The following is a 15,969-nucleotide window of genomic DNA, read 5'->3' as shown; positions in this document are numbered from 1 at the left end:
CTAAAGCCGGTTCAGGTCTGCCCGGAGTTCGCGGGCCTTTTCCATCAGGACTTCTTTGGTCGCCGGGTCCATTTTCTTCAACTGTTGGTAGGCCATCCCGATACGGGCGTTGTGCCCGAGCTTGGGCGTGTGTCGCTCGTAAAACTCCCAGTAAAGCGCATTGAACGGGCAAGCATCCGGGCCAGTTTTGAGCTTTTTGTTGTACCGGCACCCGGAGCAATAGTCCCCCATGCGGTCGATGTAGGCGGCGCTGGAAACGTAAGGCTTGGTGGCCAGCCCACCGCCGTCAGCAAACTGGCTCATGCCCACGGTGTTGGGCAACTCTACCCACTCAAAGGCATCGATGTAAATGCCCAAATACCACGCGTGCAAGGCCTGCGGATTCAAGCCGGCCAGCAAAGCAAAGTTGCCGATGACCATGAGCCGCTGTATGTGGTGTGCATGGGCCATTTCCAAGGACTGGGTGATAGCGGCTGACATGCACGCCATGTGCGTCTTGCCCGTCCAGAACCACTCGGGCAAATCGGCACTGTGTTCCAGAAAATTGTTGGATTCGTAACCCGGCATCTGCGCCCAATACACGCCGCGTACGTACTCGCGCCAACCGAGTATCTGCCTGATAAACCCTTCGGCCGCAGGGAGAGGCACCCCACGGGATCGCCAAGCTGACTCCACACGCCCTACCACTTCACGCGGTGACAGCATTTTGGTGTTCAGCGCAAAAGACAGCATCGAGTGAAACAGCCTTTTGGCTTCCCGGCTCATGGCATCCTGGTAGTCACCGAAATGCGGCAATGCATGGGCGATGAACGCCTCCAGTTGCTGCAGTGCCTCAACCCGGTCCACGGGCCAGCGGATAGCGTTCGCCGCCGGAAGACCAAAGGTCTTTACCCCCGCCGCCTGAATCTCTTTCCAAAGTAAGCCGTGGTCATGGTTGGGCCTGAAATCGATCGGCTCAACGGGATCACCTTTCCAGGCTTTTCGATTTTCCGCATCGAAGTTCCACTGGCCGCCCTCAGGCTCACCATCAGAATCCAGCAACACCCGGTGGCCCACGCGCATCTGGCGGTACATGGTTTCCATGAGCCATCGTTTACCGGGTTTGAACATCTGCTTCGTCTCCAGCCGTCCGGTAAAGAAATGCTCGCTCGATACCATGCGGCTGGCATGGGTGCCGGAGGCATCGGCCATGGCGGCGTATTCACGGAGCAATGCGTCCAGACGCCACTCATCCGGCTCCTGGTATTCAAAATGCGTTGCAGCCAATGATTGGACTAACTTCGCGATGTTTTCCACCAACGCGTTTTCACTTTCCGGCTCACTAATGGAGATGTAGTGCACGCGATGGCTATCCGCCCTGAGCTGGGCGACCATGGCGCGCATGGCGGCAAAGATAGAGATAACTTTTTGGGCGTGGTGAAGCACATAGTCCGTCTCCTGGCGGACTTCCATCATTAAATACACCACCTGCGGGTCAACCGCTGCAAACCAGCTGTGTTGCGGGTTGAGCTGATCCCCCAGAATCAGTCGGACCGTGTGGGCTGAGGCAATTGGGGCGCTCATGACCCGGCACTCCACAAAGCGCGGTAGGCGCCATCGGGGTCGTGGTCAGCAGTTTGCTTCGCCACATTGAAGCGACGTCCCCCACGCGGGTCTGTGCCCAAACCGGCGATGTACAGCCAGTTCCCCTGGTTGGAGTACACATCAAAATCCAGCAACTGCGACTCGAACCACGCCGCGCCAGCGCGCCAATCGCAACCCAGTTCATAAATCAGGAAGCTGGCCACCACCTGCCGCATCCGGTTCGACAAGTACCCGCTGCAAGCCAACTCACGCATGCCCGCATCCACCAAGTCGCAACCGGTGCGCCCTTCTGTCCACAAGATGAATGAGCGCCGGTGGCGTGGCACCCGATCTGACTTCGCAGCCTCCAGCAAGCCCTTCGGGCGATAGAGGCCGGCACCGTATTGCAAATGCAGCCAACGGAAATAGTCCCGCCATAGCAGCTCAAACCATAACCAATAGCTGCCATCCGTGGTGCCATGCTCTCTTTCATGCGCTTTGAGGGCAGCCATTAACTCCGGGGCTGACACTGCCCCCAGCGCCAACCACGGCGACCATTTGCTGGAGTAGGCCATGCCGGTCAGGCCATTGCGCGTCGCCTTGTACAGCGCCACCCGGCCTGACTCCAGATAGCGTTGCAAATACGCATGGCCACCGCCACTGCCCGCCAGCACCTCATCAAGATGCAGAACTTCGTCGCTGGCACCAGAAGAGCCGGAACGCCACTGAAATGCACTGCGGGGATCGGCCACAAATTTACTTGCAGCTACCCCGTCCACAAAGTCTTCGACGAATGACACAGCGTCGGAAGCGAGGTCACAGCCCGTCACATTCACGGGAGCCGGCAAAGGGGTGCGAAATGGAACCTTGGCCCGCTCGACCTCGTTACGAAAACGGGTAAACACGCCCGGCAGATCGGTCACGGGAAAGGGAAGATCCTCCGCCTTAAACAAAGTGCTTTGCCAGACACTGTGCACCACAATGCCGGACGCGCGCAATGAAGACAACTGAGCTTTTTCATAGGGAGCCGCAATCTCTTCGCATACCAAAGCGACGGCGCCACTGGCTTCAAACAAACGCACCAGAGCCACCATGGACTCACCCCGAAGAACGAGCAGCGAGACGCCCAGCGCATCCAACTCCCTCCGCAGTTCCTGCACCGTCGCAGCCCACCATGCTTTGCGGGAAGGGCTGAGGCCCGGAATGCCCCAAGCACCCTCCCGAGTAGACAAGACCGGAGCAAAAGTAACAGCGAGCACCGGACGCCCCATGGCACATGCACGCGTCCAGGCAGGGTTGTCTTGCAGGCGCATGTCAGACCGGAACCAGTAAACCACCGGTGCGCCAACGTCAACAAGGCTCATGACTTCTTGGCTCCTTGTTGTCGGCATCGGTCTGAGCAGTATTTGACCTCGTCCCAGACTTTTTCCCACTTCTTGCGCCATTGAAAGGGCAAGCCACACGCCACGCATGTTTTGCGGGGCAAGTCGGATTTCTTCCGCATTTTCATAACAGTTCCAATTGGGTGTGATCCGACGCAGACCTCTTGTCAGCACCGCGCGAAGATCGGAATGTTCGCGATCCGTGCTTGTGCACGATGCCGGCCTTTGCCGCCCGCACACTGGGTTGTGCTCGCAGTTCAAATAAGCGTTTTTTGGCGGCACGGGTTGCAGCCTCCAAATCCACCAAGGGCTGCGGGATGTCGGGCTCCGGACCATCCACTGTCAGCCCGAGGCGGCTTTGCATGTCCAAGGGCATGCGCCAGGGCTCGAACAACCAGGCATCCGGCACTTTGCGCATAGCGGGTAGCCATCGCCTGACGAATTGACCATCGGGGTCTTGGTCACGTGCTTGCTTGATGGGGTTGTAAATGCGCGGAATATTGATGCCCGTGGTGCCCGACTGCATCTGCAATTGGCTCCAATGGATGCCCGGCTCGTAGTCCAAAAACTCTCTGGCCAGCCATTCGCCTACCGGGCGCCAGTGCAGCCACAAAGGATAGGCCGCAATAGACACAATCATGGCCCGCATGCGGAAATTGACCCAACCGGTTTCGCGCAGCATCGCGATGCACGCATCTACCAAAGGCCAACCTGTCCGGCCTGCCATCAGCACCTTGAGATGCTCTGGGTTGTGCTCGGCCTCCCGCAGGCCGTCATAGCCCCGGTGCATGTTCCGGAATTCGATATCAGGCTCGGATTCAAGCTTTTGAATGAAGTGACAATGCCAGTGCAAGCGGCTGGTGAAGGATCGCAAACCCGCCTGATGGCGCTTACGCCCCTGTCCTTTGGCCCCTTGCACTTCTTGTACGACCTGCACCACCTCACGGACACTGAGGCAACCCAAAGCCAGATAAGGGGACAGGCGTGAGCAAGCCTCGCTGGCAGAAAGGGGCGAAGAAATACCGCCCCGATACCTCGCACTGCGGTCCGTCAAGAAACTCTGCAAAACCTGCTTAGCGCGCGCCCTGCCACCGACTTGCCGTTGAGGCTTGTCAGGCCCTTTCAGGCCAAGACTGACTGCCACCGGCGGTTTGGACGCATCCCAGGGCAACCCAATGCTGACCGCCTGCAACGAACCATCTATGTTGACCTGCACCCCGGACATGTGCTCGGTCCATTGCAGATGCCACACATCGCGGTTGACGACTCCCCTCACCACGCCGAATTGTTTGTATTGATGCCAGTACACTCCCTGCGCCTTGCACCAACGGGAGACCGCCCGATCCCGGGCATAGCTGGCCTCATTGCCGGTTTCCTCATGGGAGTAAACGGCCACGAAAGGCGCCTCTGCGTGTAATTTTGCCAATACTTCTGGCGCATCCCCTGCGACCAGTTGCAATCGCAGGCCTAGCTCTTTGAGCTGCACCCACAGATCCCGCAGACATTCCAGCGCGAAGTGATAGTGCTGGGCGGACGCGTCGGGTTGCGCCCACAGCCTGGGCTCTATGCAGTAGAGACACATCACGGGCCCTGACTGGAGGGCCTGCTTCAATGGCACGTGATCGTGCGTCCGGAGGTCCCGCTTGAACCAGACAACGCTGTAAGACATAAATGCGCTACCGGCATCCCAGCAAGATGGCTGGCAGGCGAGTATCGCGAAACTGCGTTAACCCTGCACGTGAAGCGCACAAGTCCGACTGCTGCGTTCAGCGTTGGGGAATCTTCAAGCTCGCCTGAATGTCGTGGTCAAACTGCTGCACTGCAGTTTGGGTCAATGCGTCGGTACACCACGCCGCAAGACTGGCGGGCGGCAAGGTCACAGCAGCGGCACCCACCGCCACCAGTTGCGCCAGCACTTCGGGCGTCTTGATGCTGGCAGCCAGCAATGCGGGCCCGTTGGCTTGCACGCGAATACAGGCCTCCATCAGTGCCCAGACGTTGCGTCCGTCATTGGCCAAGCGGCCTACGTAAGGCGCCACGTACTGTACGCCCTTACTCTGGGCCCACAGCAGTTGAACGGCGTTAGATAAACCGGTCAGCAGAATGTCCTGCTGCTCAGCCTTTACTGCGTCAATGCAAGCCTCCCAATCGGACGCGCAGGGCAGCTTGATCGTCAACAGCACGTTACGCGCTTGGGCTGCCGGCTGGAGCGCTTTGAGCCACTCGCGCGCCTGCTCGGCATAGCTCTGGGGCAACTGCAACATCAGCTCGGACATGCCGTGATCTGCTGCCGCCGAAATTAAGCCCAAATAAGTGGCCAGACTTACAGGAAGACCCGCCTGAAACACGAGGGTGGGGTTGGTTGTAACGCCTCGAACCGGCGGACAACCCGCCGGCAAGGCCCACGTGTCCACGCGGGCTGAATCCAGATAAATTTTGACCATGCAACTCTCTTATGAAGGCCGGGCTTTACCGGCCAAGGCCTCAGAGAATAACGCCTTTACAAAACATCGCGTTGCCGTAGGCAGTGGCTTCACCGCTCTGGACAATCACGCTGGCGCCTTTGATTTTTTCGTAAAACGCGAAACGCTCCACCGCCTCCACACGGTTTGCGGGCAGGCCGTCGCGCCCCAGCAAGTCGACTACCGAGCTTTGCGCGGCCGTCCTGTGGCCTTCGGTGCTGTTGCACACCTGCATGTATGCAGCGGGACACGCCACATCCTCCGCCAGCGGGAACACAGAAAGCACGGCTTTGCTGACTCGCTCCAGGCTATGGCCCGGCAAGCGGACCAGCGCCTTGCCCTTGCCCAGAAAATCTGCCGTGAAGTTGGCATCCACCACGGCCACCCATTCGCCATGCCCCATCGCAGACAAATGCATCAGCAGTTCCGGCGTCAACAGGGGGTCCAGTCCTTTCAGCATGCCACCGCCTCCTCAGAGGTCAACGTAGCGGGATCGATCGCACCGGTAATCAAGCCGACGATTTCCTCGGGGTTAGTCTCCCGGGTCAATCGGCTGCAGATGATGCGCCCTTGGCGGAACACCCAGATACGGTCCACCAGATCGAAAACTTGGCGCAGGTTGTGGCTGATGATGATCAACGGAATGCCCTGCTGCTTCAAACCCTTGATGATTTGCTCGACGCGCGCTGTTTCTGCAACGCCCAGAGCCGCGGTTGGCTCGTCGAGAATGATCAGCTTTTTGGCAAAACCAGCCGCACGTGCAATAGCCACACATTGGCGTTGGCCGCCGGACATGCCACGCAAGCTTTCGGACATGTCCTGGATCTTTACCCCGGTCGTGGACAACATGGATGCCGATTGCTCCCGCATGGCTTTGTGGTTCAACACGGACAAAGGCCCCAGTGAGAGGCGGGTGATCTCGCGGCCCAAAAAAATGTTCGCAGGCACGTCAAGATCCTCAGCCAGCGCGAGGGTCTGATAGACCGTCTCAATGCCTTGATCCCGTGCGTCCAACGGCGAGCTGAAATGCACGCTTTGCCCGTCCAGCGTGATGTCGCCGGAATTGGGCTGCTCCACACCCGTGATCAAACGCACAAATGTACTTTTGCCTGCACCGTTGTCTCCCACGATGGCGGCATGCTCGCCGGGCAGAAGGCGGAAGTTGGCGTCCGTCAGGGCCTTTACGCCGCCGTAGTGCTTGGTCAGATTCTTGATCTGGAGGACTGGTTGGGAAGTTGTCATTGGGGACTCATTTCGGGAAATTGGGCATAAGCATGCCAGAGACGCACCCGACATCGTATTAGTAAAACTACTAGATTTAATTAAATGAAACTCTGCTGTAATTCGGTCCCAGCAAGCCATGGAATCCACCTCGGCTGCTAATTCAACCTACAACGGAGATAACGAATGATCACCAAACGCATGCTGGGCCGCTTGGCCATCGCCATGGCCACCGCCGGCCTGATGTCTGCCGCCATGGCAGAAACCACCATCGCCTACATTACCAATGGCAACACCAACGAAGGTTGGACGTTGATCAACGGCGGCGCCAAGAAAGCCGGTCAAAAGGCCGGTGTGAAGTTCATTGAATTAGCAGCAGAAAAAGGCGAACTCTCCAAGCAGCTCGCCATCGTGGAAGACATGATCACCCGTAAGGTGAATGCCATCGCCATCGCCCCCGTGGACAGCGCAGGCATCGCCCCCGCCATCAACAAGGCACTGGCTGCCGGCATCAAAGTGGTGGCGGTGGACACCGGCATCAGCGGCGCCAAGATCACTTCTTACGTGGCTACTGACAACATCAAGGCCGCCATGGTGCAAGGCGACTGGACTGCTGAACAAATCAAGGACGGCGATACCGTCATCTACGTGACTGGCGACCAAGGTCAATCCACTGGTCAGGAACGCAAGAAAGGCTTCCTGGACGGTCTGAATGCCAAGCGCAAGAACGTGAAAGTGGTGGAAGTAGCCACCACCTGGGACCAGACCATGGCCCAAAACGGTGTGGAAACCGCACTGCGTGCGAACCCCACAGCCAAGGTGATTGCCTGCGCATGGGACGGCGGCGCCTTGGGTGCCAAGGCTGCATTGATGGCAGCGGGCAAGAAGGCCGGCGACGTCAAGATCGCTGGTTTTGACGGCTCCCCCGGCGGTCTGGACATGATGAAACAAGGCTGGCAGTCTGCCAACGCCGCGCAAATGTTGGCCAAGATCGGTCAGGTCGGCGTGGAAACCGCTATAGCTGCAGCTGAAGGCAAAAAAGTGGAAGCCCGTATCGACACCGGCTCCTTCCTGGTATTGCCCTCTAACGTGGACCAGTTCGCCAAGGACTCCGGCGTAGTCCAGTTCATGAAGGTGAAATAAGTTTTCGGTGACCCTGCCCGATGGCATGCCATCGGGCACAGACGACCGCTGCAGGGCGGTCGTCATTTTTTATTTGAGGAATTGATTTCATGAAGTCCATCACCCGCCAGGAATGGTATGGAGCCCTTGTCGCCGTATTGGTCCTGGGTGCTTTGCTTACCGTTGCATCGCCCTATTTTCTGACCACCGGCAATTTGTCCAACATTCTGGTGCAGGCCTCTGTCATCGCCCTGTTGGCGGGTGGCCAGACCTTTGTGATCCTGACCGGCGGTGTCGACCTTGCGGTGGGCGCCCTAACCGCACTGGCAGGCGCAGTGGCGGGCCACATGATGATCAAACTCGGGATTGATCCCTACCTATGTATCGCAGCAGCATTTGCCATTGGCGCCGCTGTGGGCCTTTTTAACGGCTACTTGGTGGCCTTTGTCGGCATACCTTCATTTATCGTGACCTTGGGTGGCCTGACCTTGTGGCGCGGCCTGGCCTTTGAGTCCACCGGCGGCTTCGACAACTCCGGTATGCCCGACCCCATGCCCTTCATCGGTTACGGCCAGCTTTTGGGCGTGCCCATGCCGATCTGGATTACCGGTATCTTTTTCGTGGTGATGGCATTCATTCTTTCCAGCACAAAGCTGGGGCGCTATGTGTATGCCATGGGCTCCAATGAAATGGGCGCACGACAAGTCGGTATCAATATCCGCTGGTACAAGCTAGGCGTGTATGTGGTGTCCGGTTTAAGCTGTGCTCTTGGTGCGCTGGTGCTGATGGCCCGCATGGATTCATCCAGCGGCAAAATGGCACAGATGTTCGAGCTGGACGCCATTGCGGCGGTCATCCTGGGCGGCACCTCTCTCTTTGGCGGACGTGGCAGTATCTGGGGCAGCCTTTTGGGCGCCGTGTTGATCACCATGATCCGCAATGGCATGAACTTGATGGAAATTTCGCAGTTCAAACAGATGATGGCCATCGGTGCGGTGGTGATCGTGGCTGTGTGGATTGACGTGATCCGTCGTCAACGACTTTTGAAAAAATGACAGCATCTATCTGGGTACTCGGTGAAGCATTGATGGACTGCCTCTCGCAGCCTGAGGGGACTTTGCGCCCTTTTATGGGCGGCAGCCCATACAACATGGCGCGTGCAGCGGCACTGCGCGGTGCGCCGGTGGGCTATGTGAACCCGCTGTCCACTGACCGCTTCGGGCAACAACTGGGCCTGCAACTGCAACAAGACGGGGTCCAAGTGCTGGCTGGTGAGAGTCGTTTGCCGACCTCGCTCGCCGTGGTGCAGATTACGGACGGCCAGCCTAGCTATGGCTTCTATCGCGAAGGCATCGCGGACCGGGATTACACCGTCGAGAGCGTGCTGGCCATGCTCATAGCCCACCCGCCCGGCGTGCTACACACCGGGTCCCTGCTGTTGGTGCCGCCCGAGCACACCAAGGTGCTTGCGATCCTCCAAGGCGCCAAGGACTTGGGCTGGATCATCAGTGTGGATGTGAATCTGCGCCCCAAACTCGCAGCTGATCTGGCTGCTTATGTGGAAGCAGTGAAGCAAGTGGCCAAGCTGGCCGACTGGATCAAAGCCAGCGACGAAGACCTGGAGTTGCTCGGTGTACATGCCCCAAGCCGGACAAAAGGTCTCCAGATTGCAGCACTGTTCCGTGACCAAGGCGCCAGCCGCATCGCCTTGACCTTTGGCAGTCAAGGCGCTTGGCTGGAAGTGGACGGCGCTTTTGCAGATGCAGACGTACCACGCACGACCGTGGTCGACACCGTAGGTGCAGGCGACACATTCTGGGGCAATTGCCTGGGCGACTGGGTCCTCAATGCCGATGGCAAAGGACGCGTGAAGCAAACCTTGACGGAAGCCATGCAGGCTGCGGCCATCAACTGTTCCAGGGCGGGCTGCCAGCCCCCCACTTACTCAGAAACCCAAGCGCTTCTGTAAACCGACAAGGCCTGATTCGTCAGGCCTTGTTTTTGAGCTTGCCGCGTGGCATCACCGCAGTCGTCACCGTAGCGCGCACCGGCTCCCCGCTGGACAAGGGCTTGGGCGCAGTACTGTCCTTCTTGGGCTTCTTGGACTCTTTGTTGGATTTTTGTTGACCTTTGGCCATGGGAGAGTCCTTGTTCGGGAGTGGTATGGTGCGAGGCAGTCTAACCGCCTAAACACCCCACCGTGGCTTTTCTTTTTGACCGTTTTGCATCAGAAGCACAACTAATCTCTATCCGCGCCCAGGGGGCCGGAGGGCAAAACGTCAACAAGGTTTCCAGCGCCATTCATTTGCGCTTTGATATCCCGGCATCCTCCTTACCGCAGGGTATGAAAGAGCGCTTGCTGCAAAGCCCGGACAGCCGTATCTCGCGGGATGGGGTCCTGATTCTCAAAGCCCAGCAGCACCGAACCCGCGAACTCAACCGCCAGGATGCCTACGAACGCCTGCGCGCCATACTTGAAGCCGCGGCCATCGAGCCCCTGCTCCGCAAAGCGACGCGACCGAGCTACGCGTCCCGCGTGCGCAGAAGGGAAGACAAAGCCCAGCGCAGTGGCATCAAACAGGCTCGCAGCAACCGCGGAGATGAGTAATCATCATCAGATGGGATGTCGGAAACGCTATCAAAACAGGAGCTGCTCGCGCACATTCCATAAGCGCCAGCACGTGATTTGATCAAAACTATCTGCAAAAGAAAAAAGCCGCTAGGTGTATGTTCCTAGCGGCCTTCATCAGGGGGTATGGTGGAGCTGGCGGGATTTGAACCCGCGTCCGCAAAACTTCCTCGAGCAGATCTACATGTTTAGCGGTCTGATTTAAGTCTCGCCACCGGAATCGCGCAGTCGCACGCTATGCCGGACGCCAGTACCCTACTTTCTCGCCTCTCACCAAGGTACCCGGTAAAAAGCCAGCCGATGTAAATGACCTTACAGCCTGGACAGCTTGCGCCACCCTTGCCCGGCCCATCGGCCTGCCGTTGTAAGGCTCACTGGTTATTAAGCAGCGAGTGCGAAACGTTCGTCGTTTGCAGTTAGTTTTTTTGAATCTGTTTTACGAGCGCATTCAGCTCGACATGCACCACAGCGATTCCAATCCACGTCGAAACCAGTGCAGCCCCTCAGTCCCTATTTTAGGCGCTCGTCAGACTTTGCAAGAGCAGGGTAGGAGATTTAATTTCCAGGTCGGCACCCCATTCAGCCGTATCCGCCTTGGCACCCAGATACCCGTAGCATGCAGCCACAGAATACATACCCGCAGCACGCGCCGCCAGGATGTCACGTTCATCGTCGCCGACATAGACACATTGGGACGGATCAAGCTGCAGGCGGCGTGCGGCCTCCAAGAGAGGCTCGGGATGCGGCTTCGCATGGGGCGTCGTATCTCCGCTGATGACAACCGAGGCATTCGTGAACAATGGCATTTGAGCGGCCAAGGGCTCGGTGAACCGTTTTGATTTGTTGGTGACTACACCCCACAATACTCCGCGGGTTTCCAACTGGCTCAACATGTCCTCAACGCCCTCGAACACATAGGTGCGTTCGGTCATGCAGCGTTCATAGTTCACGAAAAACTCTTCACGCATCGCATCGAACCCCGGGGAATCCGGATTCATTCCAAACGCTACGCTCAACATTCCTCGCGCACCTGCACCCGCCATGGGCCGGTAAGCAGCATCTGGCAAGGAGGGCAAACCGCGGTCAGTTCGCATTTTGTCGGCTGCAGCCCCCAAGTCCGGCGCACTGTCGATCAACGTGCCGTCCAAGTCGAAAAGTACCGCCTTTACTTCACCCACCGGTGTTTTCAAGCTCATGCGGCAGGTTTCCGGGTGGCAAACAAATAATTCACTTGCGTGTTGTTATTCATGGAATAACGACGGGTCAAGGGGTTGTAGCTGAGCCCCTTGGTCGCTTGAAGCTCCAGGCCAGCCTCGCGGCAATAGTGCGCCAGCTCACTCGGGCGGATCATCTTTGCGTACTCGTGCGTGCCTTTGGGCAGCAAATTCAACACGTATTCAGCCCCGACGATGGCCTGAATGAACGACATGGGGTTGCGATTCAATGTCGAAAAGAACACCCACCCTCCCGGTTTGACCATGCGGGCGCAGGCTTCAACCACAGAAGCCGGGTTGGGCACATGCTCCAGCATTTCCATACAAGTAACCACATCCATGCTTCCAGGCGCTTCAGCGGCCAGCGCTTCTGCGCTGACTTCACGGTAGGTGACATTAGGGGTTTCAGCTTCCAAAGCATGAAGCTGGGCGACCTTCAAGGCCTTGGTGGACAGATCAATACCCAGCACTTTGGCACCTTGCCGGGCTGCTGAGTCGGCCAAAATCCCGCCACCGCAGCCGACATCCACCATGGTCTTGCCTGCCAGGGGCACTAAAGTTTGAATCCACGCCAACCGCAGAGGGTTGATCTGATGCAAAGGCTTGAACTCACTTTCCGTGTCCCACCAACGATGGGCGAGCTCAGAAAATTTGGCAAGTTCAGCAGGATCGGCGTTGAGTGTGGTTTGCATGGCTTGATTATGTAGGGGCAAGAAAAAACCCGCCGGAGCGGGTTTTTTCGAATCGTTCAAGAGAACAGATTACTTGGAGCGTGTGCCAACCACTTCGATTTCCACGCGGCGGTTCTTAGCGCGGCCTTCTTTGGTCTTGTTGTCAGCAACAGGTTGCTTCTCGCCCTTGCCTTCTGTGTAAACGCGGTTCTTTTCGATGCCCTTGGACACCAAGTAAGCCTTCACAGCTTCGGAACGTGCAACAGACAGTTTCTGGTTGTAGGAGTCGTCGCCAGTAGCGTCGGTGTGACCCACAGCAATGATGACTTCCAGATTGATGGCCTTGACCTTGGAAACCAGGTCGTCCAACTTGGCTTTGCCTTCAGCCTTCAACACAGATTTGTCAAAGTCAAAGAAAGCGTCAGCAGCGTAAGTTACTTTGCTTGCGGCGGCTGCGGCAGCAGGAGCTGGGGCAGGTGCAGCAGCGGCGGGTGCAGGAGCTGCGGCAGGTGCGGGTGCAGGAGCTGCGGCAGGTGCAGGAGCGGCAGCCTTAGGAGCAACGATTGCGCCATCGCAACCAGCGGCAGCAGTAGCTGGAGTCCAGCTGGCATCGCGCCAGCATTGGCCGTCAACGTTTTTCCACACGTCGCCGGAAGCACTACGCCAGTTGTGGATTTCTTGAGCGCCAGCGGCAGATGCCAATACGGCGGTAGCGATCAAGGCTGCTACTTTGTTCAATTGTTTCATGAGACCTTCCTAGTTACGGCAAAGACTGCAGCAAGCTGCGATTAATTTTGTGACGCCCCAAGGCTGATGCACCAAAGACGTTCTCGACATTGTGCCATAGCGTGCGCACCGATTTGAAGCTCGTTGGTAACCCCGGAGTAACGAGGGCCACACATGGCAAATTTGTTGCAATGAAGCGACATGCCCGCGGCCGTAGAATCCAAGGTTGTCCTCGACATTGATAGACAGATACCCAACATGACCCAGTTCGCCAAAGAAACACTGCCCATCAGTCTTGAAGAGGAAATGCGCCGCAGCTACCTCGACTACGCCATGAGCGTGATCGTGGGCCGGGCGTTGCCCGATGCACGTGATGGCTTGAAGCCGGTGCACCGCCGTGTGCTCTATGCGATGCATGAGCTCAACAACGACTGGAACCGTGCTTACAAGAAGTCTGCACGTATCGTTGGCGATGTGATCGGTAAGTACCACCCGCACGGGGACCAATCGGTGTACGACACCATCGTCCGGATGGCGCAGGACTTCTCGATGCGGCACATGCTGGTGGACGGTCAGGGCAACTTCGGCTCCGTGGACGGCGACAGTGCTGCGGCCATGCGTTACACCGAGATTCGTTTGGCGAAAATCGCCCACGAATTGCTGGCCGATCTGGACAAGGAAACCGTGGATTTCGGGCCCAACTATGACGGTTCCGAGTCAGAGCCCTTGGTGATGCCCACCCGCATTCCCAACCTGTTGGTCAACGGTTCGGGCGGTATTGCCGTGGGTATGGCCACAAACATCCCCCCCCACAACCTCAATGAGGTCGTGGATGCATGCCTGCATTTGCTGAAGAACCCGGAAGCCTCTATCGACGAGCTGATGGACATCATTCCGGCACCTGACTTCCCTACCGCCGGCATCATTTACGGCATTCAGGGTGTGAAAGACGGTTACCGCACGGGTCGTGGCCGCGTGGTCATGCGCGCACGTTGCCACTTTGAAGACATCGACAAAGGCCAGCGTCAGGCCATCATCGTGGACGAGCTGCCCTACCAGGTTAACAAAAAAACCTTGCAAGAGCGCATGGCAGAGCTGGTGCACGAAAAGAAGATCGAAGGCATCAGCCACATCCAGGACGAGTCCGACAAATCCGGCATGCGCTTGGTCATCGAACTCAAGCGCGGTGAAGTGCCTGAAGTGGTGCTCAACAACCTGTACAAGCAAACCCAACTGCAGGACACCTTCGGCATCAACATGGTGGCATTGGTGAACGGCCAGCCCAAGCTGTGTAACCTGAAGGACCTGATCGAGGTCTTCCTGAACCACCGCCGTGAGGTGGTGACACGCCGCACCGTGTTCAACCTGCGCAAGGCCCGCGAACGCGGCCACGTGCTGGAAGGCTTGGCGGTGGCGCTGGCCAATATCGACGACTTCATCCGCATCATCCGTGAATCGCCCACCCCACCGGTGGCGAAACTGGAGCTGATGAACCGCCCTTGGGACAGCAAGCTGGTACGCGAAATGTTGACCCGCACCCGTGCCGACGGTGGAGTAGTGAATGCGGATGACTACCGTCCCGAAGGCTTGGAAAAAGAATTCGGCATGGGCAACGACGGCCTGTACCGCCTGTCAGAAACGCAAGCGCAGGAAATTCTGCAAATGCGCTTGCAACGCCTTACCGGCTTGGAACAAGACAAGATCGTCGCCGAGTACAAAGACGTGATGGCAGAGATCGAAGACCTGCTGGATATCCTGGCCAAGCCCGCACGCGTGGCGGTGATCATTGGCGAAGAACTGGGCCATGTGAAACAGGAATTCGGCCAGACCAAGATCGGCGCGCGCCGCAGCCTGGTCGAACACTCCTCGTTCGACCTGTCTACCGAAGACCTGATCACCCCCACCGACATGGTGGTCACGATGAGCCACAGCGGTTACATCAAGAGCCAGCCCCTGCACGAATACCGCGCCCAGAAGCGCGGCGGCCGCGGCAAGCAAGCCACCGCTACCAAAGAAGACGACTGGGTGGACCAGCTCTTTGTGGCCAACACGCACGACTACATCCTGTGCTTCTCCAACCGCGGCCGCTTGTACTGGCTCAAGGTCTGGGAAGTGCCGCAGGGCTCGCGCGGCTCGCGCGGCCGCCCTATCGTGAACATGTTCCCCTTGCAAGAAGGCGAAAAAATCACGGTGGTGCTGGCCCTCACCGGCGAAAAGCGCACTTTCCCTGCCGACCAGTATGTGTTCATGTCCACCAGCATGGGCACGGTCAAGAAGACTGCGCTCGACGAATTCAGTAACCCGCGCAAGGCCGGCATCATTGCCGTAGACCTCGACGAAGGCGACTTCCTGATCGGCGCAGCACTGACCGACGGCAAGCACGACGTGATGTTGTTCAGCGACGGCGGCAAGGCTGTGCGCTTCGACGAAAACGATGTCCGCCCCATGGGTCGTAACGCCCGCGGCGTGCGCGGCATGATGCTCGATGAAGGCCAGAGCGTGATCGCCATGCTGGTCGCTGAAGACGAGCAACAAAGCGTGCTCACTGCCACCGAAAACGGCTACGGCAAGCGCACCAACATCACCGAATACACCCGCCATGGCCGCGGTACCAAGGGCATGATTGCCATCCAGCAATCCGAGCGCAACGGCAAGGTCGTGGCCGCAACCTTGGTGCACGCCGAAGACGAAATCATGCTGATTACCGACAAGGGCGTGTTGGTGCGCACCCGTGTGAGTGAGATCCGTGAAATGGGCCGCGCGACCCAAGGCGTGACGCTGATCGGCCTGGACGAAGGCTCCAAGCTGAGCGGTCTGCAGCGCATCGTGGAAAACGACGCCAACCCTACCGATGCAGGTGAAGGCGACGACACAGCCGCCGGTACCGAAGGAGATGCGCCCGCCGCTGAGTAACTATCATTTTGATAGCTACTCCCGCACACTCCATAGGCGCCAAAGCACGATTTCATCCCAAAAGCC

The 15,969-nt window shown here is 58.0% G+C and carries 16 protein-coding genes and 1 other RNA gene; 5 read left to right on the top strand and 12 right to left on the bottom strand.

Annotated features, from left to right (window positions below):
• From AEP_RS19780 to AEP_RS19750, 7 genes are all read right to left on the bottom strand, one after another.
• Complete coding sequence (locus AEP_RS19780; protein ID WP_087496980.1) at nt 1-1,563, bottom strand: cryptochrome/photolyase family protein; 1,563 nt, start codon at nt 1,561-1,563, stop codon at nt 1-3.
• A complete protein-coding gene (locus AEP_RS19775; protein ID WP_087496979.1) occupies nt 1,560-2,927 on the bottom strand; it encodes a DASH family cryptochrome in 1,368 nt (455 codons plus the stop codon). The genes AEP_RS19780 and AEP_RS19775 overlap by 4 nt, the downstream gene beginning before the upstream one ends.
• Nucleotides 2,924-3,067, bottom strand: a complete 144-nt coding sequence (locus tag AEP_RS19770) for a DUF2256 domain-containing protein (protein WP_442873342.1) — start codon at nt 3,065-3,067, stop codon at nt 2,924-2,926. The genes AEP_RS19775 and AEP_RS19770 overlap by 4 nt, the downstream gene beginning before the upstream one ends.
• 2 nt (nt 3,068-3,069) lie before the next feature.
• Nucleotides 3,070-4,614: a cryptochrome/deoxyribodipyrimidine photo-lyase family protein gene (locus AEP_RS19765; protein ID WP_087496977.1), complete on the bottom strand. Its 1,545-nt coding sequence runs from the start codon at nt 4,612-4,614 to the stop codon at nt 3,070-3,072.
• Nucleotides 4,615-4,711: 97 nt separating this feature from the next.
• Nucleotides 4,712-5,389 (bottom strand): transaldolase family protein, encoded by a 678-nt coding sequence (locus AEP_RS19760; RefSeq protein ID WP_087496976.1) that lies wholly within the window; start codon nt 5,387-5,389, stop codon nt 4,712-4,714.
• Between the two features lie 40 nt (nt 5,390-5,429).
• A complete protein-coding gene (locus AEP_RS19755) occupies nt 5,430-5,867 on the bottom strand; it encodes an RbsD/FucU family protein (RefSeq protein ID WP_087496975.1) in 438 nt (145 codons plus the stop codon).
• Nucleotides 5,861-6,649 carry an ATP-binding cassette domain-containing protein gene (locus AEP_RS19750; RefSeq protein WP_087496974.1) on the bottom strand — a complete coding sequence of 263 codons (789 nt, stop codon included), beginning with the start codon at nt 6,647-6,649 and terminating at the stop codon, nt 5,861-5,863. The genes AEP_RS19755 and AEP_RS19750 overlap by 7 nt, the downstream gene beginning before the upstream one ends.
• Before the next feature lie 165 nt (nt 6,650-6,814).
• Here AEP_RS19750 and AEP_RS19745 point away from each other — a divergent pair, with 165 nt between their 5' ends.
• From AEP_RS19745 to AEP_RS19735, 3 genes are all read left to right on the top strand, one after another.
• Nucleotides 6,815-7,771, top strand: coding sequence for a sugar ABC transporter substrate-binding protein (locus AEP_RS19745; RefSeq protein ID WP_087496973.1), 957 nt, complete (start codon nt 6,815-6,817; stop codon nt 7,769-7,771).
• Between the two features lie 89 nt (nt 7,772-7,860).
• Nucleotides 7,861-8,805 carry an ABC transporter permease gene (locus AEP_RS19740; protein ID WP_087496972.1) on the top strand — a complete coding sequence of 315 codons (945 nt, stop codon included), beginning with the start codon at nt 7,861-7,863 and terminating at the stop codon, nt 8,803-8,805.
• Complete coding sequence (locus tag AEP_RS19735) at nt 8,802-9,719, top strand: PfkB family carbohydrate kinase (protein ID WP_087496971.1); 918 nt, start codon at nt 8,802-8,804, stop codon at nt 9,717-9,719. Before AEP_RS19740 ends, AEP_RS19735 begins: the two co-directional genes overlap by 4 nt.
• Before the next feature lie 19 nt (nt 9,720-9,738).
• On the opposite strand, the gene AEP_RS20910 is transcribed toward AEP_RS19735, so the two are convergent.
• The gene (locus AEP_RS20910) at nt 9,739-9,888 is read right to left on the bottom strand and encodes a hypothetical protein (RefSeq protein WP_198301866.1); all 150 of its coding nucleotides are present in this window, start codon (nt 9,886-9,888) and stop codon (nt 9,739-9,741) included.
• Nucleotides 9,889-9,950: 62 nt separating this feature from the next.
• Here AEP_RS20910 and arfB point away from each other — a divergent pair, with 62 nt between their 5' ends.
• A complete protein-coding gene (gene arfB / locus AEP_RS19730) occupies nt 9,951-10,358 on the top strand; it encodes an alternative ribosome rescue aminoacyl-tRNA hydrolase ArfB (RefSeq protein ID WP_087496970.1) in 408 nt (135 codons plus the stop codon).
• Nucleotides 10,359-10,506: 148 nt separating this feature from the next.
• Here the strand turns inward: arfB and ssrA are convergent.
• The 4 genes from ssrA to ompA all read right to left on the bottom strand — a co-directional run bounded on the left by ssrA (nt 10,507) and on the right by ompA (nt 13,011).
• Nucleotides 10,507-10,882: a transfer-messenger RNA gene (gene ssrA / locus AEP_RS19725) on the bottom strand.
• A gap of 12 nt (nt 10,883-10,894) precedes the next feature.
• On the bottom strand, nt 10,895-11,575 hold the full coding sequence (gph, locus tag AEP_RS19720) for a phosphoglycolate phosphatase (RefSeq protein ID WP_087496969.1): 681 nt from the start codon (nt 11,573-11,575) through the stop codon (nt 10,895-10,897).
• The gene (gene ubiG, locus AEP_RS19715) at nt 11,572-12,285 is read right to left on the bottom strand and encodes a bifunctional 2-polyprenyl-6-hydroxyphenol methylase/3-demethylubiquinol 3-O-methyltransferase UbiG (protein WP_087496968.1); all 714 of its coding nucleotides are present in this window, start codon (nt 12,283-12,285) and stop codon (nt 11,572-11,574) included. The genes gph and ubiG overlap by 4 nt, the downstream gene beginning before the upstream one ends.
• Before the next feature lie 69 nt (nt 12,286-12,354).
• Nucleotides 12,355-13,011, bottom strand: a complete 657-nt coding sequence (ompA, locus tag AEP_RS19710) for an outer membrane protein OmpA (protein WP_087496967.1) — start codon at nt 13,009-13,011, stop codon at nt 12,355-12,357.
• Between the two features lie 237 nt (nt 13,012-13,248).
• Here ompA and gyrA point away from each other — a divergent pair, with 237 nt between their 5' ends.
• Entirely contained in the window at nt 13,249-15,903 is a 2,655-nt protein-coding gene (gene gyrA / locus AEP_RS19705; RefSeq protein WP_087497445.1) for a DNA gyrase subunit A, read from the top strand.
• Nucleotides 15,904-15,969 lie beyond the last annotated feature (66 nt).

The organism is Curvibacter sp. AEP1-3 (genome assembly GCF_002163715.1).
Classification (GTDB): Bacteria; Pseudomonadota; Gammaproteobacteria; order Burkholderiales; family Burkholderiaceae_C; genus Allorhodoferax.
Note: the sequence above shows the minus strand (reverse complement) of the source record. Positions and strands in the feature narration are given on the sequence as shown.